General features: G+C 45.0%; 20 protein-coding genes and 2 pseudogenes. 13 read left to right on the forward strand and 9 right to left on the reverse strand.

What is annotated here, in order from left to right:
* Positions 1 to 160 precede the first annotated feature (160 nt).
* From CU081_RS16360 to CU081_RS16380, 5 genes and pseudogenes are all read left to right on the forward strand, one after another.
* A pseudogene (locus CU081_RS16360) lies at positions 161 to 1,811 on the forward strand (metallophosphoesterase family protein).
* Positions 1,808 to 2,644 carry an HAD family hydrolase gene (locus tag CU081_RS16365; RefSeq protein ID WP_000770925.1) on the forward strand — a complete coding sequence of 279 codons (837 nt, stop codon included), beginning with the start codon at positions 1,808 to 1,810 and terminating at the stop codon, positions 2,642 to 2,644. The pseudogene CU081_RS16360 and the gene CU081_RS16365 overlap by 4 nt, the downstream one beginning before the upstream one ends.
* A 655-nt stretch (positions 2,645 to 3,299) precedes the next feature.
* Positions 3,300 to 4,079, forward strand: coding sequence for a Hachiman antiphage defense system protein HamA (locus CU081_RS16370; protein WP_000248889.1), 780 nt, complete (start codon positions 3,300 to 3,302; stop codon positions 4,077 to 4,079).
* Positions 4,063 to 7,596, forward strand: coding sequence for a DEAD/DEAH box helicase (locus CU081_RS16375; protein ID WP_032677266.1), 3,534 nt, complete (start codon positions 4,063 to 4,065; stop codon positions 7,594 to 7,596). The genes CU081_RS16370 and CU081_RS16375 overlap by 17 nt, the downstream gene beginning before the upstream one ends.
* Before the next feature lie 129 nt (positions 7,597 to 7,725).
* Positions 7,726 to 7,914: pseudogene (locus CU081_RS16380) on the forward strand (IS3 family transposase); the annotation flags it as partial.
* A 261-nt stretch (positions 7,915 to 8,175) separates the two neighbouring features.
* Here the strand turns inward: CU081_RS16380 and CU081_RS16390 are convergent.
* Positions 8,176 to 8,472: a helix-turn-helix domain-containing protein gene (locus CU081_RS16390; protein ID WP_001542733.1), complete on the reverse strand. Its 297-nt coding sequence runs from the start codon at positions 8,470 to 8,472 to the stop codon at positions 8,176 to 8,178.
* 306 nt (positions 8,473 to 8,778) lie between these two features.
* Positions 8,779 to 9,339, reverse strand: a complete 561-nt coding sequence (locus CU081_RS16400) for a hypothetical protein (RefSeq protein WP_004016094.1) — start codon at positions 9,337 to 9,339, stop codon at positions 8,779 to 8,781.
* Between the two features lie 97 nt (positions 9,340 to 9,436).
* On the opposite strand from CU081_RS16400, the gene CU081_RS16405 reads away from it, so the two are divergent.
* Positions 9,437 to 9,769 carry a helix-turn-helix domain-containing protein gene (locus tag CU081_RS16405; RefSeq protein WP_071598204.1) on the forward strand — a complete coding sequence of 111 codons (333 nt, stop codon included), beginning with the start codon at positions 9,437 to 9,439 and terminating at the stop codon, positions 9,767 to 9,769.
* 173 nt (positions 9,770 to 9,942) lie between these two features.
* On the opposite strand, the gene CU081_RS16410 is transcribed toward CU081_RS16405, so the two are convergent.
* The 4 genes from CU081_RS16410 to CU081_RS16420 are packed head-to-tail and all read right to left on the reverse strand — an operon-like array spanning position 9,943 to position 14,407.
* A complete protein-coding gene (locus tag CU081_RS16410; RefSeq protein ID WP_001140767.1) occupies positions 9,943 to 10,446 on the reverse strand; it encodes a hypothetical protein in 504 nt (167 codons plus the stop codon).
* On the reverse strand, positions 10,439 to 12,010 hold the full coding sequence (locus CU081_RS26615) for a hypothetical protein (RefSeq protein ID WP_225990547.1): 1,572 nt from the start codon (positions 12,008 to 12,010) through the stop codon (positions 10,439 to 10,441). The genes CU081_RS16410 and CU081_RS26615 overlap by 8 nt, the downstream gene beginning before the upstream one ends.
* Complete coding sequence (locus CU081_RS26620; protein WP_225990546.1) at positions 11,991 to 12,974, reverse strand: hypothetical protein; 984 nt, start codon at positions 12,972 to 12,974, stop codon at positions 11,991 to 11,993. Before CU081_RS26620 ends, CU081_RS26615 begins: the two co-directional genes overlap by 20 nt.
* Positions 12,971 to 14,407 carry a site-specific integrase gene (locus tag CU081_RS16420; protein WP_080396122.1) on the reverse strand — a complete coding sequence of 479 codons (1,437 nt, stop codon included), beginning with the start codon at positions 14,405 to 14,407 and terminating at the stop codon, positions 12,971 to 12,973. The genes CU081_RS26620 and CU081_RS16420 overlap by 4 nt, the downstream gene beginning before the upstream one ends.
* A 272-nt stretch (positions 14,408 to 14,679) precedes the next feature.
* Between CU081_RS16420 and CU081_RS16425 the strand changes: the two genes are divergently transcribed.
* From CU081_RS16425 to CU081_RS16445, 5 genes are all read left to right on the forward strand, one after another.
* On the forward strand, positions 14,680 to 16,026 hold the full coding sequence (locus CU081_RS16425; protein ID WP_076611902.1) for an ISNCY-like element ISLad2 family transposase: 1,347 nt from the start codon (positions 14,680 to 14,682) through the stop codon (positions 16,024 to 16,026).
* Positions 16,027 to 16,084: 58 nt separating this feature from the next.
* A complete protein-coding gene (locus CU081_RS16430) occupies positions 16,085 to 16,888 on the forward strand; it encodes a hypothetical protein (RefSeq protein ID WP_000589340.1) in 804 nt (267 codons plus the stop codon).
* Between the two features lie 13 nt (positions 16,889 to 16,901).
* A complete protein-coding gene (locus tag CU081_RS16435) occupies positions 16,902 to 18,263 on the forward strand; it encodes an FRG domain-containing protein (protein WP_000482601.1) in 1,362 nt (453 codons plus the stop codon).
* 152 nt (positions 18,264 to 18,415) lie between these two features.
* Positions 18,416 to 18,856: a hypothetical protein gene (locus CU081_RS16440; RefSeq protein WP_016239970.1), complete on the forward strand. Its 441-nt coding sequence runs from the start codon at positions 18,416 to 18,418 to the stop codon at positions 18,854 to 18,856.
* Between the two features lie 17 nt (positions 18,857 to 18,873).
* A complete protein-coding gene (locus CU081_RS16445) occupies positions 18,874 to 19,680 on the forward strand; it encodes a hypothetical protein (protein WP_016239971.1) in 807 nt (268 codons plus the stop codon).
* A gap of 299 nt (positions 19,681 to 19,979) precedes the next feature.
* Here the strand turns inward: CU081_RS16445 and CU081_RS16450 are convergent, their stop codons facing one another.
* On the reverse strand, positions 19,980 to 21,272 hold the full coding sequence (locus CU081_RS16450; RefSeq protein ID WP_022651199.1) for a glycoside hydrolase family 28 protein: 1,293 nt from the start codon (positions 21,270 to 21,272) through the stop codon (positions 19,980 to 19,982).
* Between the two features lie 104 nt (positions 21,273 to 21,376).
* Entirely contained in the window at positions 21,377 to 22,135 is a 759-nt protein-coding gene (locus tag CU081_RS16455; RefSeq protein WP_003857136.1) for a DeoR/GlpR family DNA-binding transcription regulator, read from the reverse strand.
* A gap of 86 nt (positions 22,136 to 22,221) precedes the next feature.
* On the opposite strand from CU081_RS16455, the gene CU081_RS16460 reads away from it, so the two are divergent.
* Together CU081_RS16460 and tam are read left to right on the forward strand one after the other, a co-directional pair.
* Positions 22,222 to 22,806 (forward strand): NUDIX hydrolase, encoded by a 585-nt coding sequence (locus CU081_RS16460; RefSeq protein WP_022651198.1) that lies wholly within the window; start codon positions 22,222 to 22,224, stop codon positions 22,804 to 22,806.
* 84 nt (positions 22,807 to 22,890) lie between these two features.
* Positions 22,891 to 23,649 carry a trans-aconitate 2-methyltransferase gene (gene tam / locus CU081_RS16465; protein WP_022651197.1) on the forward strand — a complete coding sequence of 253 codons (759 nt, stop codon included), beginning with the start codon at positions 22,891 to 22,893 and terminating at the stop codon, positions 23,647 to 23,649.
* Positions 23,650 to 23,655: 6 nt separating this feature from the next.
* Here tam and CU081_RS16470 read toward each other — a convergent pair whose 3' ends face one another.
* Positions 23,656 to 24,846 (reverse strand): cytochrome c biogenesis protein/redoxin, encoded by a 1,191-nt coding sequence (locus CU081_RS16470; RefSeq protein ID WP_022651196.1) that lies wholly within the window; start codon positions 24,844 to 24,846, stop codon positions 23,656 to 23,658.
* Between the last annotated feature and the right edge of the window lie 69 nt (positions 24,847 to 24,915).

Consider the following 24,915-nt stretch of genomic DNA (forward strand, 5'->3'; position numbering starts at 1 on the left):
CCGGATCGTATTGGTGTAATCAGGCAAACTGGAAGAAGGTAGCGAGGTGATTACCTTACTTAACGCTATTCTCAAAAAGATAAGACTCGAATTTGAGTTCACTATGATTTACTGATAAAACGAAGATATTATAAAACCATTGCATTTAAGGATGAAGTAAATGAAAGAGACTTACATTTTTAGGTTCCGTGATCTAGGAAAAAGTGAAGGATTTACCATCGCACAGCATAACCAAATTGCTCGTGAGGAAGGGGATGTTTGGTGGGGATGGTGGGCAAAATCTGGTGAGGTGTTTCCATCACAAGAACTAAGAATTGCTGCCGAAAATCTCACCAAAATATATTTTTTTGATTCAGGGCGACTAAAGTTCTATAGGGCCGAATTAAAAGAAGTCTGCTCCTCAGCTGCTGGGGATAGCAAGAAGAAGGCTCCTGATAATGGTAGAAAAACACCAAGGTATTATAATGAAGATGAGTTGTTAGGTTGGTTAAAAGTTTCTGAAATTTGTGAAATTCATGATAATGATGATGTTCTCAAAACCTTATCCTATATTCCATTAGATTCATTATTCACCACCTCAAAGGATTTAGATGAACAGCTTTTCAATAAAGTTGTTTTTTCAGTAACTGAATTAAAAGAACAAGATAGAACAATTTGGAAGGTGAGACCTGCTATTGATTCTGATCTTCAGCATGAATTATTAGCATCCCATTATATTCCTTATAATTTTAACCAAAAATATAGCCAAAAAAAAGGGGAGTTTATAATTTGGCTTTCAGATATTCATTTCGATAACGGAAAAGGCAAGCATGCGTTTCCAGCGCAAGATAATGATCAACAGAAATGTTTATCTTCTCGTGTAGTAGAGTTGGCAGACAAATATAGCAATGGAAATAAATGTGCCGGATTGGCTATTTCAGGTGATTTGACTTGGCAATCACAGGTTGAGGGATTTGAGCTGGCTTCGAAATTCATCAAAGATGTTAGTTCTTCTCTTAGCCTTACACCGGATGATATAATTATTTGCCCAGGGAATCATGATGTTGGTTTGGTTTCTAAAGAACAATATTTTGAAATAATGGGAAAGCCTACTACTGATACTCCATGGGCAACTCTAGCAGAAAACTATCATAAAGGAAGCAAAGAAAACTATATAAAATTTTATAAAGATGTTTTCCAAAGAAAACCTGAAGAAGATCTCTCGCAAGGAAGAAAATTTTTATTGGGAGGGCACAAAGTAGTTGAAGTGGCGGCCTTGAACTCATGTGTTTTACAACAAGTTAAAGATTCATTTTTGGGTATGGGGTTTATCGGTGAGAAACAACTCAGTAACGTTGCGGAATCTATGGGATGGATGAACAAAAGTGGGGAGTATATATCTAAAAAAAGGGGGGGTCACAAGAATTGCTATGCTCCATCATCACCTAACTTCAATTAATGAGGCCGAAGATGCCTATTTGGATTCAAAATATAGTGTTACACTAGATGCGGAGAGATTGTTGCGTTGGGTGGTGAAACATAAAGTTGACTATATTCTTCATGGGCATATGCATAGAAGTAGTTGTATTACAATAAAAAAAATACTATCTCCATTAGAACCAGTCTCGGCTTCAAATCCTGAACATACTTTTCAAATTATTTCTTTGGGAAGTTCAGGGGTTGCTAGTTCAGAATTGCCAAATCAAGATTGTGCTAACTATGCATGTATAATGGATTTTTCTGGTGAAAAGCTAGCGTTCAAATTTTTCAAGCTCGATAGACAGAACGGAGCAAATGAAACGGCAACCTATGCTATTGAAGGTTTATCATGAAATTACTTATCACCGATTTGGATAATACACTGTACGATTGGGTAAGTTTTTATTCCCAATCATTTAGTGCTATGGCTGAGGAACTATCAAAGGAGATAAATGTTCCTTTAGATATACTTTTGTCCGAGTATAAGGTCATTCATCAGAGGTTTGGTAATTCTGAAAAACCGTTTGCTACTCTAGAGTTGCCATCTGTTATTTCTTATTTTGGGACCAATGATAAGATTTTATTACAAAAAAAACTCACGCGAGTATTTTCTGCTTTTAGCTCAAAGCGCAATCATACATTGAAATTATACCCTACTGTCAGGGATACTTTAAATATTTTAAGGGAGCGTGGTGTTAAGATTGTCGGTCATACTGAATCTTTAGAATATAATTCTTTGTATCGCCTTTATAAGCTTGATGTCATTGATTTTTTTGATCACCTTTACACAATTGAAGACAATCACAATCTCCACCCCAATCCTAAAAACGCAAAAGTTATTTCAGTAAAAGATGATTTTATTATAAGGTTATCTAGTGCTGAATCTAAGCCTAACCCAAAACTCTTGGAGCACATTTGTCTCACTGAAAATGTAGATATTAAAGATGCGGTATATGTTGGTGACTCTATTACTAAAGATATATCAATGGCAAAGTCTATTGGAATGAAAGCTGTTTGGGCTCGCTATGGTCGTCAGTTTGCTCCCGAGCTATGGGAAATTTTAGTGAAAATAACACACTGGACTGATAAAGATGTTGAAAGAGAAGAGCAACTGAAGGAATCATTTTCAAGAGTTAAACCGGATTATTCAATTAATAGTTTTGCAGAAATTTTGGATCTGATGTGATTTTCATTATGGTTCCAAGATCTTAAAGGATTTTGGAACCACTTTATACTGGCTTTATTATCACAAAAGTGATTGGCCTGGCCCCCATTTTATAAGATATCTCAATTTTCGAAAGGCACCATAATCTGAATCGACACTTCTTAGTTTCAGGAGTATCTCCTACCAGTAAAATCGCAGCAAGGATTGATAGGGGCCTGAGAGATATTCATCCCTGATTTTGTGTAGCTCAACAGCCAGTCCAATGTATGGCACAGTTTAATTCACGTCACCGATTCTATATGTATAGGATTTCCTTACGATGAAAGTGTATCTTGTACAAGTTTCAGCTAGTTTCATCTACGGACACGGGGGTACCCAAAACAGAGGGAGGAGCAAAAAACGCATAAGACAATGATTTTTTTCGACAATCGTAAAAGTATTGGGAGATCACTGCCTATTAGGCTTACAAACTGTTAAAATTCCCATCAATTTTTCATTGACTGGGGCAGCGGACGAATTAACTGACGGTTATACCCGGGTCTCAGCATACGACTAAAACCTACATTTGCAGAAATGTTACACCCAACTTCCAAGGTGCAATCGCTCTACGAATGGTTGTTAGTGAAAAAAGGGTCATCGCATGAAGTCTAACCTTTTTCGAATTAAGGAGTAGGGTATGGTCCCGTTCTATGATTGGTGCGACTCGGCTGACATGCCATTAGGTAATCACCATGTTCGAGTCATGACGGGCCGGCCAGGAGATATTGCGACTGGCATTCAGATGACAGCTAGGGCTATCCCCGCCCACTACACTACAGAGGAGCGGATTGCCGCCGCGCTTGCGAAGTTAGGTAAGACAGCAGCTGCTCAAATGCTCAACGATCTCCTTCCGCAAACTGCGCATATTAGGTCGGGTGACCTTGGCGAGATCTATGCAACAGAATGGATTGATGCGTACAGCGGTTATCGAGCGCCTATCAAAAGACTGCGCTGGAAGGATCATCGAAATATGGCAATGCGCGGCGATGATGTCATCGGTATGCTTCTCGACGCTGAAACACAGCGACTCAGCTTCCTGAAAACAGAAGCTAAAAGCCGTATTAACCTGCGCGCTCAAACGCTTGAGGAGGCTCGGAGCGGCTTAGATAAGGATAGCGGCCTTCCCTCGTCGCATGCGTTATCTTTTATCTCGGCCAGACTTATGGAGATAGGCACCGATGCACCGCTCGTAGACGCAATCGACGAGGCACTCTACCGGCACGGTATCCCGCCCGAGAGCGTTAAACATCTACTCTTCACGTTTTCAGGTAACCCACCACAGACGCTCCTAACACAGGCGCTACAGGCCTATCCTGGCCCGATTGGACAATGGGGTGTCGGTTTGCATATCGACAACCATGCTGCTTTTGTCGGAGCCGTCTACGATCGAGTAATTGCCGATGCCAACAACCCCTGATGCTATCATTGCTGCTATAACGGACGCGGCGACGGTCGGCTTTCGCGGCAGGCTAATTGCACGAGGTCAGGCACGTGCAATGATCTGGCGTGACGGTGTTCTTCCTCCTGGTGCGCCGGATTTCTCGGCTCAACTCAGCTTCGATCTTCACAGTTACGCGTATGGTTTGCTTGGACTAGGTCTGCGCCTTTTAGAGTCAGATGGCGACCCGAATCAAGCACGGATCGCATTCGAACAGGCGGCGACAGCGCTTGAGTCGGTCATGGCCAACGGCAATCGCGAAGAAGCTGATCGCGATTTCCATTTTCTCCTTGCAGCTGCCAGTTATCACCTCGCGCACCTTTCTGCCCGGGCCTATTCCCTCCTCGCAATTGTGGCCGATGAAGCAAATTTCTCGCCGATCGAGCATGCGCTAACTCTGTTGATACGCCGAGATATCAATTCGCTGCGTACACGCGTATATACCTTTCGTCTCGATGGTCGTGGATCTGATGCGACCATTACGACATTCTTACAGCAGCATCTCACCGAGTCCATCGTTGCCGATGCGGCGGAACGAGATGGAAAGGACTTTCTTTTCGAAGGCCTGAATCTCGCACTGACAGATGTTTTCTTCGGTGCCTTTTCGATGTTCCTGCTCGCCCTAGATCGCGGTGAATATACTCTTCTCGAAAAAGCGATCGCCCAGCTTCGTGAAAACCTCGATATCTGCGGGGAGCTGAACCTTATACCGCAATGGTGGGTGCACCGGATTGCTATCCATCTGCTTAAAGATTTCTGGTCGAACACCTTCCACGAAAAAGTTCCGCTGCTTCCCGCTGGCGGCGTTGCCCCTTCGTGGCCTGTCCTTCGTGAACTCTTTATTGGCTTGCTCGCTCGACGCCCAAGGGCAGAGGTCGACTTGTGGCCGTCGCAGATTGAAGCGGCATCGCGAGCTGTCAACCAGACCGACAACCTCGTTGTTTCGTTGCCGACCAGCGCAGGTAAGACCCGCATCGCTGAATTGTCTATTCTGAGATGTTTAGCCGGTGGGAGGCGTGCCATTGTCGTGACCCCGCTTCGCGCTCTATCTGCGCAAACCGAAGCCACACTTCAGCGTACCTTCGGGCCACTCGGCAAGACCATTTCTGCCCTTTATGGCAGTATCGGAGTGTCCGGCTTCGACGAAGATGCCATCCGCGGGCGTGATATTGTTGTCGCAACCCCAGAGAAGCTCGATTTCGCCTTGAGGAACGATCCGTCACTGCTCGACGATGTGGGCTTGCTCGTTTTCGATGAGGGCCATATGATTGGTTCAGGTGAGCGCGAAGTTCGTTACGAGGTTCAGATTCAGCGCCTCTTACGTCGTAAGGACGCAGATCAACGCCGCATAGTCTGTCTATCGGCAATTCTTCCGGACGGAGATCAAATGGAAGACTTCTCGGCGTGGCTACGGCGCGATCAACCGGGAGGTCCCATTAAGAACGATTGGCGTCCGACGCGTTTGCGGTTCGGCGAGGTCACTTGGAATTCGCCGACAGCGCGCCTAAATCTTCGCGTTGGTGAGGAAAGGCCATTTGTGCCCAGATTTCTGACTGGTGCGGCACCGCCGCTGTTCGTACCACCGAAGAAGCGTCGCAACCGACTCTTTCCGGACAATCAGCAGGAGTTGAGCCTTGCAACCGCATGGCGTCTAGTCAGAGATGGTCAGACAGTGTTGATCTATTGCCCAGAGCGTCGCAGCGTCGAACCATTTGCCAAGGTCATCGTTGACTTGCACTCGCGCGGTGCACTCGAGTCTTTGCTAACAGTCGAATTGACCACTTTGCAGATCGCTATAGCACTCGGTGAGGAATGGCTTGGGACAGACAGCTATATTCTGAAATGCCTTCGGCTTGGTGTGGCTCTTCACCATGGTGCCTTGCCGACAGCTTATCGCAAGGAAATCGAGCGCCTTCTGCGAGAAGGTATACTCAAGGTCACGATCTCATCGCCGACTCTGGCGCAGGGACTCAATCTCTCGGCGACAGCGGTCGTCATGCACTCGCTCTACCGGCACGGTGAAATGATCAAGGTTTCGGAATTCAAGAATGTCATCGGCCGAGCAGGCCGTGCTTATATTGATGTAGAAGGCCTTGTTCTCTATCCCATCTTTGAAGATGTGAATAACAGGAAGCACAACAAATGGGTCAATCTGATAGAAGACCACGGTGCTCGTGAGATGGAAAGCGGGCTCATCCAGCTCATCTTCTCGCTGCTGAGCCGCATGCACTCTCACATTGGCGGTGATCTCGACCATTTGATCGACTATGTTGTCAATAATGCTGCTGCGTGGGTCTTCCCAGAGGTTGCCGGTGAAAAGGTTGATGAGCGAGAGCAGGCGCTGAAAGAGTGGGATCGCCATATGGCGACACTAGATACCGCCATTCTCAGTCTCATTGGTGAGGCCGATGTACCCGATGACCAGATCGAGACCGCTCTCGACAGTATTCTCCAATCTTCACTCTGGCAACGCCGCCTGCTGCGTGTTAACGACGAATCACGGGCTGCCTATCGCACCGCGCTGTTTACTCGGAGCCGTTATATCTGGGCGAATTCGACTGCCGTCACACGGCGTGGTTATTTTCTGGCTGGGCTTGGCCTTGAAGCTGGACGTGCGCTGGATGCAATTGCACCGGAGGCGAACAATCTGCTCATGCAAGCTAATGCAGCCTTGGTTGTATCAGATCATGAGGCTGCAATCACTGCGATCACAGATATCGCCGAACGCGTGTTCACCTTTTATCCGTTTGAACCAGACACGCTCCCGGCGAATTGGCGTGAAATCCTCAGAGGTTGGCTGCTTGGGCATCCGTTGGCAATGATGATCGCCGGAGAGGAGGTAGACGCATTGCAATTTATTGAGGGCGGTCTGGGCTATCGTCTTCCTTGGGCTATGGAGGCGTTGCGGGTACGTGCCGCCGCCAACGGTGATACCGTTGGCATGCCAGCACTAGCGTTGGAAGATTATGAACTCGGCCTTGCTGTTCCAGCTGTCGAAACGGGGACGATGAACCGCTCAGCCTCAATACTGATCCAGGCGGGTTTTAATTCACGACAGGCGGCCATCAAAGCCGTCACCGATACGGCTGCTAACTTCACGAACGGGGCGGAATTGCGCGATTGGTTGCGTTCACCTGGTCTCGCTGTCTATTCGGCACAACCAAACTGGCCAACGGCCGAAGCTCGGACTATATGGCTCGAATTCATCCAGGAATTTGCTCCGTCAGACAACCTTTCTTGGGCGCGGCGAGATTATCTTGGAAACGTCAATTGGTTCGATGTTCCGGCGCCTTCCGGAACTCCAGTCGGTCTCTTTCATTGGAACGGACAACCGCTAGTGCTTGCACCAGATGGGCACGCGATTGGTCTGCTACAACACCCTCTTAACCTTAATCGGCGAGGACTTGTGCGAGCGACGGTCGCTATGAATAACGGCCAGATCAATCTGAGCTATCTCGGCCCTGATGATTTGTGGGTAGTTGCGAAGCCACATTAAGATATACTGCTATAAAGGAATTAGCTGGGGATCCCTGTGGTAGATCACTGTTTTCACCATATGTTCAAACACGTTAGGATTTAAATTTTAAACCACGCCACCCATAACCGCGCTATCATGCCATTTTGCGGCAACTGCTGGGATAATGCGGTGGCCGAATCGTTCTTCAGTTCGCTGAAAAAAGAACGGTTCAGGAAACACATATATATAACATGTGATATGGCCCGGGAGTATATCTTCGATTACATTGAAATGTTCTACAACTGGGCCCGACGCCACAGTCATCTCGGCGGCGTCAGTCCTGAGGCCTTCGAATAGGCCTCGTCGTGAAGACACAATTTATCTACGGGCGTGGGGGTAGCCCAATGGACCGAGAATTCTGAATACTGACGTGGCGGATAACAGCCATGTGGCGTTCCTTCGAAATTCACGAAAGTTGCATTTACATCGAAGTTACAGGAATTATGACACACACTTTCTGATTTAAATGTGATGCAATAGGTATCAAGGTTTGATTGAAGAAACATTTAGATGAGGTCCTAAAGCTTCTTCACCCATCGTTTTGCATACGCGCAACTATCACCAATCTTCACTCCTTGCCGGTAAATCAAACTCTTTTTCTACAAATTTTGAAGTTCTTGCATCCGTTAAAATAGGCGCAGAATTAAGGGACATCTCCACTCCTAAAATATTTAACACTTTGTAGAGTCGCTGAAAACTTGCCTTTGAAGGATTTGCCTCAAGACGAGCGTAAGTCTGCTGAGTCACACCCAATCTGGCAGATAATTCTCTTTGAGTTAATCCTTTCGATTTACGAAAACCAATTAAAAGCGGGCGTAACTGACTGAGAAGTTTAACTGGAAATGCAGTATCCATAAGTAGGTGACCATGTTGATTAGTTTAAAATATGTTCAATAATTGTAAAAAAACAGCCTGTAGGGAGTTTTTTTACTTTACAGCTTATAAGGTGTAATGATGAACTCGTTGTTTAATGAGTAGCAGTGCAGATTGAAAGGTTGCATATGGGGTCGGCTGGGATTATATTTATTACGGACTAGCATATAGTGGTACGTGCTGTTAATGATCATTTTTATGATGATTTATCAGTGCATGAGATGGAGAGGGCAAGGCTTTGCCCTCTCTTCTTCATGGTTCCATTTAGCTTCAAATAGTTATAAACACTCATTGCTTTATCGAAACAGATTCATTAACGATACTAATTAATGTGTTTATTTTTTCATTTATCTTAATGTGTTTTTTTTCTTGTTCAAAGGAAAGTTTCCTAAATTCATCCTCTCTACTCGGCACAGCAATGATTAATTCTTCATAAATCTCCTTTGCTCCTGTTACTTTTGCCAACTCACTGCTGTATTTTTCAATAAGAGACTCTATTTTAATGTTTACGTTGCTGTTTTCATTGCTGGTTGCATTTGAAACAAGTTGACAAGAAGAACTTGATGTTGCCTCAATTAAATCCACACTTTCTATTGCAACATTAAATTCAGATGTTCTTGAGTATGAATATTGATATACGCCTACTTTTCGTACTTTACTTAATAATCCATTTCTAACCAGACGTTGAATCTGGTTATAAGTAAAAGCTTTTGCCTTAAAAAAAGTTTTTTGAAATGAAAATCGCTCGATAAGAATTTTCGCTACATCGTTACTGGTGAAGTTATCCTTCCCAATATAAATGATTGCAGAAAATATGTACGACTCAGGGTTGGTTACTCGACTATTCATAGGGCTAAAACAAGGCTGTTAACTTAGGATTGCTAAGTATACAACAATGGCAGATACTTAGACAATCTAAGCATTCGAGGCCAATGAAGATGAATCAGTGTCTGAAAAAAATCCGATACCAGAACGACTTAAGGAAGCGAGATGCAGGGCGGGTTTATCACAGCGCTCACTGGGCCTCCTTGTTGGGTTTGATCCCGCTTCGGCTAGCAGTCGTATGAATCATTATGAGAAAGGGCGGCATGTCCCCGATATTGATACGCTTCGACGGATGGCGTCAGAGTTAAACGTGCCGTTAAACTACTTTTTTTGTGATGATCAGACCACAGCAGAACTTGCATTACTCATATCCCGGATGACAGAGGAAGAGCGAAGTAATCTTATCGAAGCACTCAAAACGTCTTCAGGTGTAAAACATGGTGGTAACAACTGATGTTCTACAAAAGGCTATTGATCTTTTAGAAGGTAATAAAGTGCAGCATTAAACTGGTGTAAAGAGCCAAATCGCCATTAGAATGGAAGACTCCCTTCGACATAAAGGACATAGAAGAGGGAGTATTGATAATTAGCGCGCTAATTTTACGAATAGAGTAGGGCGTTTACTCATTAGCTCATTCTTGAATTTCTTTTGCGCTCAGCAAGTTCTCGAATGAGATCGTCTGCAAGCATGTCCTCAACTTTGATAGGAGTTGCGTTGTCGATATACTCAATGATGTCGGCGAGCGCCAGTACATTTCGTTCATATTTAGCTTTCAATGCTATAATTTCAGCATCAAGACGATTTGCCTTACTTATATAAGCAGCGCCGGTTCGCCCCATAGCCAATTTAGCCTTTTCATCTGTTGTCAACTCTCGTTTACCATCTTCATAGTTGTTATGCTGGCGAAGCCTGTAATTATTGATGATAATTTTTCGAGAGGTGAGGGTACTAATGCCACCTTTAACTATTCCTTTGGCTTTAAGACGGGCATGTAACGTGGATGGCTGAATTGGGGATTTTTCCAGTCCCTCTTGCACCATGGCTTGTAGCTCGGCTTTGATGTAAGCATCAAGTTCCTTACCCTGAATGACTTTATCGTCTGCATTGCGACTGCGTGGGGTCTTAGCCATTATTATTTCTCTCTATACGTTTCTGTTCAATAAAGAAAAGATCAGCTAGGGTTTTTGGGGTTTTGCCAATTAGCATTTGTTTATTAATTCGCTCAATAACTTTATATAATGGGTTGTTCAGATCATCAGAAAACAGGGAAACCAGTTTTTTCTCGCCTTGAACCTTTATAGCATCAGCTTCAAGAGCCTCGAGCACGATGAGAGCTTCTTCCTGTTCTTTTAAAGCCAGCATGAAGCTTGGATTCACTATAGTCAACTTACGGAGTTGAATGATTTCTTTTCGCTTGTTTGATAAACGTCGTGATGCTTCTTCCGCTTCGCCAAGACGACCTGTAAGAGTGAAGTAGCCACAAGGTAGACCAGACTGACACTTAAGCGCATGAGGACAACCCCAGCGAGCTACATCTCTCGTACAGGCTCCAAATCCAAGAGGATGCAGTTTTGCATGGCGTTGAAGCAGTGATTTCGCCTTATCAGCCAAATTTTGTTGTACTAACTTGTCATGTGCACGTTTTAGTTCAGGCAGAAACTTATCGGACATTGTGCCAGTTATATAGTCCACAACCTCAGCAGTTGTTTCACCAAAAGTCTGCATGTTCTGCTTCAGATTATGCTCGGTATTGAGCTCAGGATTTATCATTAGTGAGGTTGTTAATTTAACGTTTCCAACACCTGTGTTTTTTACCGTCTTGGAAGACCGTGATAGAGCTGCCATTCTGCGGCTAACCTCAGTTCTGGGGGAGGGTAGGTTGACCGGAATGCAGGGCTTCTGCTGCGTAGTAAAGAGTGATAGCTGGAAACTCTTCGTGAGAGCTTGATTGTTCTCATCATAAGCCTTTTCCAGCATATTGATTGCTAGAGAAGCGGTCTGATAGGACTGTGATTCGGCCTGATGCTGATAGTGTTTATTCTGGGTGATATCAACACGCCCCATTAGGATGGCCTGAATATGATCCGTCACTCCAGCGATTGCCAAGAATGTATTTATGTTATGTCTCGGTACATGCTTTTTGATAATGACACGGGACCCATCATCTTCAAAAAGATTAAAGTGATCAAAGATAGATTTTCGGTTTTGTGTTCCGCCTAACCAAGCTTCTATTGAGTTTTCATCAAGTGGAAAAATATGTTGCAATGAAACAAAATCTTTACCAATTCCAAATGCACCTTCCGGCATGATGAACATCAGGTCTTCATAATTGAAGTGTTCCCAGTCACCATTGTTTTTGGCTGAAATTATGCACTGGTGCCCAGGCTCAAAGTTTTTTGCTTGAGCGTAACGCTGATAGACATAATCATTCAACTGTTCTTTAGTGAAGTACCAGCTGTTCTTCTGTTTATGAACGGGTATTACCTTAGGTTTATGTCCGCTAAAGTTCGCAATGGAATTCCGAATACTCTTTCCAAGATCATTCCTGGAGCCACCAGAACCACTAAACATGATGTCTTCAAGATAATTTTGCTCAATCCATTCATCAGGAAAATCAGCGATCTTACCTGGGAGCATATTAGTGAAATTAGAATCTCTGAAGCCCTGAATCGTTTTACGGAACCCAGAGGTCAATTCTCGAACATTTATAAATCATCTCAACGACAGAATAAGTGCTTGGCGCCAGCCAATGGATCCGCCATCCAGCCTTTTTTGCACCAAGATACTCAATACCCAACCTGTAAGTAGGCCAGTCTTGATCTATTGCGTGCTGACGTTTATCTTTATCCGTAATTTCTCGCTTAACCAAAGAAGTCATTTTCAGCAACATTATTTCCTGGAAACGGAAACCGCAAATAATTGTGAGTAACAACATATTGTAAAAGATACGCTGATAACTATTCTCAGCTAAAGCGATCAACTCAATAACACACATAAATGCACGGATTGATATGAGTCTTTCATCATCAGTTTGATCAGGGGTGGCTTCTTGCGCTTTCTTCCTTTCTTTAGTGCTGTTAGAACCATTTCGATAAGGATACTTATTTTTGACTTCAATATTAACTAAGAAAAGATCATATTGACGTAGTAAAGCAATGGCCTTTACTGCAATATCGCAATAGTCACTGACATTATCAGGACTGTCAGAATTCTCATGATGCCGCTCCATCGCTGCATGAATAATATCGGAAGTCAGATACATTGGATGCGTTTGACCTGTTTTATTTACCATTTCCCAATACCAGCGCTTCATGACCTGTAATGGTTTGTCTAGTGTAGAACCTGATGGTAATCCGCCAATGATACACACCAGATGCATGTGATAAGCTCGCATAAAATCCTGAAATTCCGAAGAAATATTCATTTGTGAGAGCCCCTTAATACGACTAGAAACTTCGTCCCACTTAAAGCCGCGATCTTTTGTTTCTTTAAGCCATGCAACACCTTTCTCACCAAAACGCCAGGAACCGGCATTCCACTCCAGTTGTCCAACAGCATTGTAGGCAACAAGACGCTCTTCAAATTTTGCTTTATATTTCTCTATATAAATAAGAAGATTATCCGCCTGTTTATTACGTATTGTTATTTGTGTAGTCATCGATTAAATAGTCCTCCGGCCTTTGCCATTTCAATGCGAGCCATAACCTGATTTACATGCTCTTTCCGCCGCACTAATTCCTTGAGAAGTGGATGATTTAAAATGCCAGCATCATCGGCAACAGCACGAAGTTGTTCAATAGCTGGTTCAAGTACTCCATTCATCCTTGCTCGAATACCATAGTCTTGCGCCAGTATTAGTGATTCACTCAGGAGACTATTGTAAATAAACTCAAGAGTGATATTAGCCCAAGTATGCCGCCCAACGTGTGGTGTTATATTAACCATATTATTAATATTTTTATTACTTTTCGTACGATAATGAGGGAATAGGGCAATGAATGCCGGATCAATTTTTTCCTTATAAAATGTTCGAATTGCATCGTAAGTTAATGGAGTTAACCTACCTGAGCCTTTAATAAAAACAAACTCATGGTCAACAATTTTTTTCTCTTCAAATAATGGGGACCGATATTGCTCCATATAAATGGTAAACATAATGAAGTCATCTTCGGTTAGTTCGATTTGTCGCTGTGAATGCTCAGTCTTGAGTGAAGGTTGTTGTTTCCTTGGGTCAACTACATCATCTCGTAGATTTTGTACAATCAGGATGAAACGAATGTTACCTCGTGAGTCTGGAAGGGTTGGCCCCACGCAATCCTTCATCAACAATTGAACTTCACCAACACGTAAGCCATAGTTAAACATTAACCGGTGAATAAGGTAGTTACGGTATTGTTGAAATCCTGAATCGAATGGGTTTTGGGGATTAACCACGGCCGTGAATAGTTCGCCGGTCTCGATATCTGAAAATTCAGGAGTGGAGGGGATTAACATGTTCGTTAGTTCGATACTTTGCTGGCTGGTGATACTTTTGTATCGGTGAGCTGGTTCGTTCCTGGATACTTCAACTCTATTGAAGACCTTAATTCTGGCAGCGAGATCTCTATGGTTCGCCTGGTTAATCTGGTGAGCTTCAGTAGGTGACATATCTTGGTATGCCAGATTCATATATCTATAGTTGAGATACTTAAGGAATCGGCCAACGTTTCTGACGTGGTTACCATAGGTGGACTTGTTGGTTCTGGAGAGTGCCGAATGTAAAAACCCGTTAGAGATTATGTCGGTCTCGTCACTCAGGTGCTGCTTCCCGAGCAGATAAGTAAAGAAGCCATCAAGCTCCCTGATAAAACAGGAGATATTGTAGCCAGACCGATAGAAATCGTAGTCAAATGTTTGTTTATGCTTCTTATAGTAATAGACGTAAAAGAAACGCAGCGAACACAAAATGTTTTCTTGAGTCCCTAGGCTTTTCTTGCTCAGTTCATTCATTCCATAAATTGTGGCGAACATGACCGGTAGGGTAGTCACATCATCAACTATGAGATGAGTTCTCTGGTTGTTCCTCGATAAATGTAAGATGGTATATGCCATGAACTTAGCGGATGCCCCGTAATTTTTGTGTTATGAAGTCATCGTAAGTCCACAACTAAACTTTGGCAACTGACTGATTCATCGGTAAGTTCCTGAAAGAGAGGGACTCATGAACTTAAGAGCAAACCCACCATATTTAACATAATATACATTATGCGCACTAAGATTGTTAGAACCATTTAGTAATGTCACTTTTTATCCAGATAGAAACGTCACCTTAGAGTAAGCTAAACTGAATGCAATTCTAAGGGGCTCAACGCATGTTGGTGACCATGTCAGATAAAGAGATCCACCGCCTACCGGTGATACAGGCAGTTTGTGAAAAGCGTCTACGCCGTCGTGATGCAGCATCACAGCTTGGCATTTCAGAACGTCAGGCGCAACGACTTATCAATCGTTACCGAGTTTCTGGTGCTGAAGGACTTGTCAGCCGCAAACGCGGCCAGCCCAGCAACCGCCGGTTGACCGAATCTCTCAAACTACGAGTACTCACGCTGATACGTGAAAACTACAGTGACTTTGGGCCCACACTGGCCGCAGAAAAACTCAGAGAGCGCCATAATATCCGGCTTTCAATCGAGACCGTCCGCAACTGGATGACGTCTGACGGACTCTGGGTCCCGCATGCTCGCCGTAAGTCACGGGTTTATCAACCCCGACATCGGCGTGATTGTCTGGGTGAACTTATCCAGATCGACGGCTCCCACCATGACTGGTTTGAAGGCCGTGCGCCAAAATGCTGCCTGCTGGTCTTTATCGATGATGCCACCGGGCGTCTGATGCATTTGCGGTTCAGCGAGTCAGAAACAGCCTTTGACTACATGCTGGCAACCCGGGAATACATCGAGCAGCATGGGAAGCCGGTATCGCTGTACAGTGACAAACACGCAATATTTCGCGTCAGTGGTCCGGAGAAACGCAATACCACCGTTACCCAGTTCGGACGTGTGCTTTATGACCTGGCAATCGAGCTTATTTGTGCCAACAGCTCTGAAGCTAAAGGCCGCGTGGAACGTGCGAATCAGACACTTCAGGATCGGCTGATCAAAGAAATGCGTCTGGAAGGTATAACCGGCATTGAGGCCGCAAATGCCTGGCTTGCCACTTTCATCGCTGACTTTAACAGCCGGTTTTCACGACCGGCTAAGTTCCCCAAAGATTTGCATCGTCCGGTGCAGGAAAGCCCCGATGAATTAAGAGACATCTTTGCCTGGCATGATGTTCGTACCGTGTCGAAATCACTGACCTTCCAGTACGATAAGATCCTTTATCTCATGGACACCACAGAAGAAAATAGCCGTCTTGCCGGTGAAAAAATTAAAGTACTGGATTATCCCGATGGCACCCTCGCCTTCCTCTATGGGCACCGGAGCCTTAAGTGCCAGGCATTTGATAAGCTGGCCTGTGTCGACCAGGGGCAGATTGTTGATAACAAACGTCTCGGGACTGTACTCCGACTGGCTCAGGTAAAACAGGATGAGCGGGAAAGCGAAGGCAAACGGGAACGAAGCAAAAAATCGCCCAGCCGTAAGGCTCAGGTGCGCATCCAGGAACAGCTCCGGGCTATCAATCCCGTTCTGGCAGACCCGAGCTTGTTTGTGGCAAGTTCAAAGCGATAGAATCGACCATCAGTGCTGCAAAGTACCGGAACAGTGAGTCCCCAAAAGGATACTTGAGATGATTAAATTCCCGACTACAAAGCGCGTTGATTTGTATAAAACTGCTGTCAGCTCTGAGCAATTACATCTAGATCTGGTTGCGGCTCAGGAGTTCATGTTCGATGCCTGGGAAAATGATGACCTGGAAGTTGTGCTGAAACTCATCAGAAAAGCTATCAAGAAATCCCCGCTCTGTGCTGACGCATACTCATTCTACTGCGAGATATCTCAAGAACCTCCTGAGTCAAAAATCGGGAAGCTGGAGACTGCTTTGTACGCAGCCAGCATTGCACTTGGCGAGGATTTTCAGGAGTTCGCAGGACGTTTCTGGGGATTTGTCGAAACACGTCCATATATGAGAGCAAAAGCAGCTTTGGCTGAGGCCTTATGGGAGTCTGGTAATTTTTATCCGGCTATGGCTCATAGCCGCGAAATGCTGAAGCTCAACCCGAACGATAACCAGGGGATTCGTCATTTATTAGCGAACTATTACCTTGAGCTTGAAATGGTGGATGATCTGGCCTTGCTACTGGACGATTATCCTGGGGATATGCGTTCGTTTTTTCAGTATACACGCGCCCTACTCGCCTACCGACAGTCATCCCCGGATGCCGATGATATCGCTAAAGCTGCGATTGATTCTAATAGACACATCCCCGGCTTGTTATCGAAGTGCAGATTACAGATCAAGTCTAACAGTGGATATATCACGTTAGGTGGAATGGATGAAGCCATTTATTATGTGAATCATAATATAAAGCCTTGGATTCGCACCTCTGGCGCAATTGATTGGATTGTAAATAATTCATTAAGTAAAATATAAGGATTTAGTTTTAATGTTTAATCTAATTATGGGCGGAGAACCTGACTATTTTGAACATTGGCCCATGTATGAACGGGTTAGTGGGAGTTGTGATTTTCCTATATCACGTATGTTAGAAGGCACCTCTGATGACATCCGGTTGAAGTTAACGCCTTTGAATGATAAAGCATTATCTTATATTGAGAAATTACCTACGCTTTTTATGTCAGAACTTTATTCCCGAGACAATGTTGAATACATTACTTTGCGACTTGGTGTAATTTCAAATCTACGAACAGTTAACAAAAATGTTGAGTTTGATTTCAGAATCACTCACTCACAAGATGATGTCGTAGTGATAAACAAAGAGTTATATCAAACAGCTTTAGAATTAGGTGCATATGGGCTGAAACGGACTCACTGGGGAATAAAAGCACGTGATTTAAATCAAACATTAGCACTTCTAAATATAACGACAAGAAGTACACCACTTCCTCCTACTGAAGCACTTCCTGATGAAGTTGATAACTACCCAATAATAGATAATGTTCAAAGTTTCATGGCGCGTGTTTTAGAACAAGATCATGAAGAAGATGCAGAAATATTTTATCGTGGACATTCTGATGTATCTTACGAGTTGGCTCCATCAGTTTTCAGGAAAAACAAAAAAGGTAACTTCAAGCATTTGCACAGTGAATCAAATTTAGTCCGTGAAGCCCTAACAGCAAGGCCAACTGAGTTTGTTGATGATAAAACAATGCTAGACAAGTTAGTAAGGATGCAACACTACGGACTACCAACTCGTTTGTTGGATATAACATCAAATCCACTAATCGCTCTGTATTTCGCTTGTTGCGACATTAGTAATAATGAAAATACAAATGAGGTTGATGGACATGTTATTATTTTCAAAACAAAAAGGGATCGTATAAAATTCTTTGACTCTGATACAGTAAGTTGCATATCAAATATATCAATGCTAAGTCAAACACTGAAAGATCAGCTGGATTGTAAAATGGACAAGGAGGCTTTCAATAAAACTGAAGCTTGTCAAAAACTCATACATTACATTAAAGATGAAAAACCTTATTTTAAAGATGTAATTATACCATCAGATTTGGAAAGGTTAATTTTCGTTAAAGGAAGAAATAATAATGAAAGGATGTCATCACAGTCAGGTGCATTCTTATTATTTGGGAATAATGCTGTTTATCCCGATTTAGTTTCAAACCCTGATGATGCTATGCAAGAGTTTAAAGTAGAAAAAATAGTGATCAGAAACAAAGCTAGAATACTTAAGGAACTCGCAAGGTTAAACATTACAGATGCGACAGTTTATCAAGGCATGGAAAGGACAATGAAACTAATTGCGGCCAAATTTTCCGCAGGAGATTGATCTTCATGTGGTTTTTTGACACACTAGCCTGTCGCTACTGGCATTGGTCCCTTGTATGCTAAGCATATGAACTCTGGTGTGTGTTGGACAGGAGCAATTAACCAGTCGTATAGTAAAATTTGAATGTAAAAATATAAAACAAGGAGTTGAGAATGAACCCCATTACTTTGAGTGAAATGAGTGATGAAGATGAAGAGGTAAAAATCATTTCTTCATATGAACCTCAAGATGATGAGATTGCGATCGTTTTTGATAGTTCAAAAATTACTGGAGGTAATGCACTGGATTTTTTCCAGTTCACCAAGCAATCACATTCTAATGTTAAAGTGTACGGAGATTCTAATGGTGTTTCGTACCTGCAATTAAACAGTATAACGTTAGCGTTAGGCACTTTCTTTGCCACATCAGTAATGATACCTTTTTTAGTAAATCTTGTTTCAAATTATATTCAGAAAAAAATTGATAACTTTGGAACTAGAGATATAGACGTTAAAGTCTCTATAATTAAAAAAAATAAATCAGGAAAACATGTGAAATACACTGTTTCTGGAAAAGTAGACGATGTTTTAAAAGTAATTAACAAAATCAAATAAAAATCTATATAGATATTATGAATATTCACGAAAAGTTAAAGCGTTGGATGTGTATTACTCAAGAAGATAGTGCTATTCTTGATTATCTTAATGCTGAGTTAAAAAAAGCTCAATCCTTGAGCTTGAATAATGAATCAAACAGATTGTTTTTATACAAAACAATTTTACTAGCCCATTTAAAATATATTCAAGTCATTAATTTACTTACAAGAGGTGATTTTTATGAAGCATGGGTAGAACTTGAAAGGATAGAAATAGATTTAATACATATTAAAGAAAATAATGAGTTTCTGCCTGAGGTTAATTTCTATGGTGTTAACTTCTTAGCGAGAATGGTATGTAATTGGCAGGCGTTATTCCCATATAAAATCTTCGGTAGTTCTCGTGAAATAATAAAAGAAGTGAAATGTTCAGTATGTAATACAACCCGTAGTTTTATTAATGATTGTGGTCATGTTAAAAATAAACTTTATAATGGAGTTCTTTGCTTTGATGAAGTGATCGATTTTGAATTAATTACTTATGACATAGTTAGTAATCCCGTTAACAAATGTAGTGTTTTTTTCTCCAATGATGGTGATCATTATAACTATTCAACTTTAATTAGTGTTGTCAAATACATACAATCCCCACATCAAATTTTCAATATTACGACCTGGAGATTTAAGGCGAAAGAACATGATGGAGTATTATCGCCAGAAAATATTTGTCCATGTGGAGATTCTTTAAAAAAATATGCAGATTGTTGTTTGCCACGTAATGGTATTTATAAAAAACATATAGATATTTGGTTTCCCTTCCCGTTGAATGTAGAACCTATTTAGAACCAGATATTCAATAACTAAAGATCCCGTTGACACAGATATTTCCATATTAAGATGTTTTCGTTATATTTTTATTCCAGTCTTTCATATTTAACTTTTGCTTTATTAATTGGTTGAGTGGGATAACGCAGCAGTCACATTAATATGATTACATAGGCTGAAAGTGCCCTTTCTATCTTGCACAAAGAGGTGACATTTTAAACTTGCTTTGACAAAGATTAATTAAGAACAAATCCAGCCGTTTCGGGCCCAGCCTTGTTCTGCTCATTCAGCGAATTATGCCCATAGATTCTATGCCATCAACGTTCATAACTGTCGTTACAGTCTTGCGTGTTCTCTACGGCAGTCACCTGCACATCCTGAAAGCGCAACCCATCCACACCGGAAATTTTCCCAAACTCTGTCGCGTCAATAAAAATCCCCTCCAGCGTTAACCCGGCCACAGGACGCTCCGGATACCCCGCAATGAAAAATGCCCGCGAGAAATATTTGTTGTCTGAGCGACGCGCCGTCATATTTTTAATCGTCAGTCCGCTGACCTCAGTAAGACCGGCTTCGCCCTCAACACCTTCAGCCAGCTTGCGCCAGTGTTCTGGTTTATCAGATAAATTGCTCTGGTCACCATAGCTGTACTGCGGAAACCAGTTCAGCTGGATCAGCACCGGAAAACGTACGTCCGTAAGACGTAAATTTTGGACGGTGATATCACGGATAAACCCGCCACGGTTGCGGGCCGACTTAATGCGAAACCCGACGCCCGTTCCGTTAAACGCGTTATCTTCTATCAGGACGCGTTCAATGCCACCTGAAGTTTCACTCCCCAGCGTGATCCCGGATCCCTTATTCAGCGTACATCCTCGAATCACTATATCCCGCGCGGTACGTGCTTTTTGCGCCGCTTCGCGTCCTCGTCCAGATTTGATGCAAATATTGTCGTCATTGCAGGACACAATGCAGCGTTCAATCCGCACCTGTTCGCAGGAGTCGACGTCAATCCCGTCGGTGCTCGGCCCCGCAGAATTGCTGATTTGCACACCCTCAACCGCGATACGGCGCGAATAACAGAGGTGTATGTTCCAGAATCCGGACTCCCGACTGGTAAAATCACGCAGCAGAATGTTCTGGCTTTCAAAGACCAGGATATTGCGCGGGCGCTGACAGTCGTAATCAATCACCCAGCGTAATCCTCTGGCGCTGTAATCGCCAACCATGCCGCTGCGTTCGTCATCGCCCCAGAAGCGTTGCCACCAGATGACACCCTGCCCGTCTATCGTACCTGTACCGGTAATGCTGACGTTTTCACAATCGATGATATTAATAATCCCTGCCGGCCAGCGCATATCAATGCCGGCCACCCGGGTGTTTATCAGGGGATAATCAGCCAGATCCTGGCTTCCAACGAGCTGTGCGCCAGCATCCAGGCGAAGCGAAACACCGCTTTTCAGAAACAGTGCGCCGGTCAGAAAACGGCCTTGAGGAATAACAATGACATCGTTCTGTTGAGCACTGTTTATGGCCTGCTGAATGGCAGACGTTGACAGGCGTTGCGCGGTTGGGTCCGCGCCGCACGCCAGAATGGAGATCGCTTTCATGGCTTGTCCTTAAACAGATGAAAGCCTTAGTCTAGAAATCCGCGTGAAGGATAACCTTTGTCTTTTTGACAGCCTGGCGGTCAGGCTGGCAAAAAAGCGGATATTTACTGGCTTGCGATCACCGTAACGCCCTTTTCTTTCATGGCGCTCACCCAGCGTTCATCCGTTGTGTTTTCAACAACCAGCGTATTCACCAGCGACAGGTCGCCAATCACGAACGCCGAGGCCGTGTTGATCTTTTCCGGCGAGGCCAGTACCACCGTTTCCGCCGCTCTGCCGGAAAATGCACGTTTGATGCACGCTTCTTCATAATCTCCGGTGGTCAGCCCGGCCTCAGGATGCACGCCGGTGACACCCATGAAAAACAGATCCGCATGAATATTATTGATGCCTTCAATTGCGGCCGCGCCGACCGTGACGATGGAGTGTTTATACAAACGACCACCGATCAGGATCACCTCTATGCTCGGATGGCCGACCAGACCCAATGCGATACCCGGGCTGTGCGTCACCACGGTTATCGGTAAATCGGGTGGCAAGAATGTAATAAGTTCGGAGGTGGTCGTCCCGCCATCAATGATCACCACCTGCCCCGGTGAAATGAGCTGCGCGCCTCGCCGTGCCACGCGTTTTTTTGCATCCATTTTGACGGACTGACGCTCGGCAAAAGGCGCAATCGCTGAAGATGCTGGCAGTGCACCGCCGTGAACACGCTGCAAACGCCCTTCTGCCGCCAGTTCACGTAAATCCCGGCGGATAGTGTCCTCAGACACCGAGAAAAAGAGGCTGAGCGCAGTTGACTGGACCTGGCCTTCCGCCTCCAGTTTTTCCAGAATCAGCTGTTTACGCTGGCTTGTAAGCATGATTTATTCCTGCTGTTGCACGATATGTCTTGTATTTGCACGATAGTGCTGTTTATGATGCTTACTCTACGAGAGGAGAGCCAAACGTGCAATCAAAACGTGCAGATATACGCATCATCAACAGCGAAACGTTGTCCGACAACTGGTATAACCTGAAAAAATACACTTTTGACTTCCAGCGTAGCGATGGCGAGTGGCAGCGGCAAGAGCGTGAAGTGTATGACCGGGGGAATGGCGCGACGATCCTGCTCTATAATCGCGACAGCAAAACCATCATTCTGACGCGTCAGTTCCGTTTCCCGGTGTTTATCAATGGTCACGAAGAGGATCTCATTGAGGCGGCCGCCGGGTTGCTTGATAACCTTGACCCGGAAAGCCGGATTAAGGCCGAAGCGGAAGAAGAAACCGGGTTTAAGGTGACGCGCGTAGAGAAAATTTTTGAGGCCTATATGAGCCCGGGCTCGGTTACCGAGAAACTCTACTTCTATCTGGCGGAATATCATCCGCAGGATCGGACCAGCGCGGGCGGCGGCGTTAAAGCTGAGGGGGAAGATATCGACGTGCTGGAAATGACGCTGGACGACGCGCTTCGGGGCATTGAAAATGGGCAGATCGTCGACGGAAAAACCATCATGCTGCTCTATCACCTGGCCCTCAAAGGCATTTTATAATCTCACCATTAGCCAGATACCTGCCCCGGCGCAGGTATTTGCCTGTGCTATTCTTGCTGAACACCTCAACATGGAGATGCGAAAATGGCCGACTGGGATCCCTCTCTTTATCTACAGTACAGCGCAGAACGCACACGTCCCGCCGCTGAGTTACTGGCCCGGGTGCCGCTTGCTGACATAACCTCAGCCGTGGATTTGGGCTGCGGGCCAGGCAACAGCACCGCGCTGCTGAAACAGCGCTGGCCTTCTGCGCAGATCGCCGGCGTGGATAACTCCCCGGCCATGCTGGAGGAAGCCCGACAGGCCCTGCCAGACTGCCACTTTGTTGAGGCAGATATCCGGCACTACAAACCTGACCAGCCGCTCAGCCTGATCTACGCCAACGCCTCATTGCAATGGATCCCGGACCATTACCACCTTCTGCCACACCTGGTTTCACTGCTCCAGTTAAACGGCGTGCTGGCGGTGCAAATGCCTGACAACTGGCTTGAGCCGACGCACGCCCTGATGCGTGAAGTTGCCTGGGAACAGGGCTACCCCGATCGTGGCCGCGAGCCATTGCCGGGTATCCATGCCTACTACGATATTCTGACGGAAGCGGGATGTGACGTGGATATCTGGCGCACCACCTACTTCCATCAGATGAGCTCTCATCAGGCGATTATTGACTGGATCAGCGCGACGGGGTTACGGCCGTGGTTACAGGAACTCAACGAAAGCGAGCAGAAAAACTATCTGAAACGCTACCTTGAGCTGCTGGAAGAGCAGTATCCGCTCCAGGAGAACGGGCAGATACTGCTGGCTTTTCCGCGCCTGTTTATGGTGGCTCAGCGGGTTCCGTAAGCCGGATCAGGAACGCGCTTCCTTGAGCAACTGCTGAATCACGGCCTCCTGCTTGTCGTAGTTACCTTCGCCAAACGCGGTGTAACGCAGTTGCCCTTTCGCATCGAAATAGTAATGCGCTGGCCAGTACTGATTTCCGAACGCGCTCCAGATTTTGTAGTTATTATCCGTCACTACGCGGTACGGCAGCTGCCATTTATTGACCGCGTTTTTCACCGATGATAACGGTTTTTCCCAGGGGTATTCCGGGGTATGGACGCCAATCACCATCAGACCTTGTGACTCATATTTCTTCGCCCAGTCTCGAACATGCGGAAGGGTATGCTGGCAGTTGATACAGTCCCAGGTCCAGAAATCGATAAGCACAACTTTCCCCCGCAAGGCCTCAGACGTGACAGGGTCACCGTTTACCCAGCCCGTACCGCCGCTTAATGATGGTAGCTGGCTGCTCGTTGTTGCGTCAGCGACTGGTTGCAGTTTCACCTGCGTGGAGGATGGTTGCGCAAGGCTCAACAGAGCGTTTTCCAGCTGGTCGGCAATACCGTTGGCACCTTTCAGGGCTGAGGTCATCCCGCTGGCGTTGAACGCAACGGCAGCTAACATCATCACTCCCGCTCCCTGACGCAAACGCGCCATCAATGCGGATTTGACTCTCAGAGGGGTTATCAGCTTACGGCCCCCCGCGACAAGCAGCCCCAGCATCAACGCGCATCCACTGCCGTAAGCGGCTAACAGCGCTCCGGTTGCGATGGCCGAGTGGCCCGCAATATTAATGCTGAAGATCGCCCCGAGAATCGGTCCGGCACAGGGGGACCACAGAAGTCCAACGGCCAGCCCTGCCAGAAAAGCCGAAACCAGGCCGCGTCGCTGAACGCTGTGGGTGTTGAGAACGTTTCCCGCACTGACCGCCGGACGGGCAATGCGCTGAGCAAACTGCGGGAAGATCAGAGCCAGGGCGGCAATGCTCAGTATCAGCAGCGCAATCCAGCGACCGATAACGGTGGCGTCAGCGATCCACTCGCTGGCAACCGTTACTACCATCGCCACCAACGTGAACATCACAATCATTCCCGACAGAAGCGCCAGAATGTGTTTGCGCTGCCCCTGAAAGCCAGCGAACAGCAGAGGAATGACGGGAAGCGTGCACGGACTGAGCAGGCTAATCATGCCGCCCAAAAAAGCGATTATCAGAAACATAACGACCTCACGATACGGTTGCTGCGAAGGTGCAGTGAGGTTATTTGACCGTACGAATGTGTTCAGGCC

The organism is Enterobacter sp. CRENT-193 (assembly GCF_002787395.1).
In the GTDB taxonomy this organism is placed as follows: domain Bacteria; phylum Pseudomonadota; class Gammaproteobacteria; order Enterobacterales; family Enterobacteriaceae; genus Enterobacter; species Enterobacter hormaechei_C.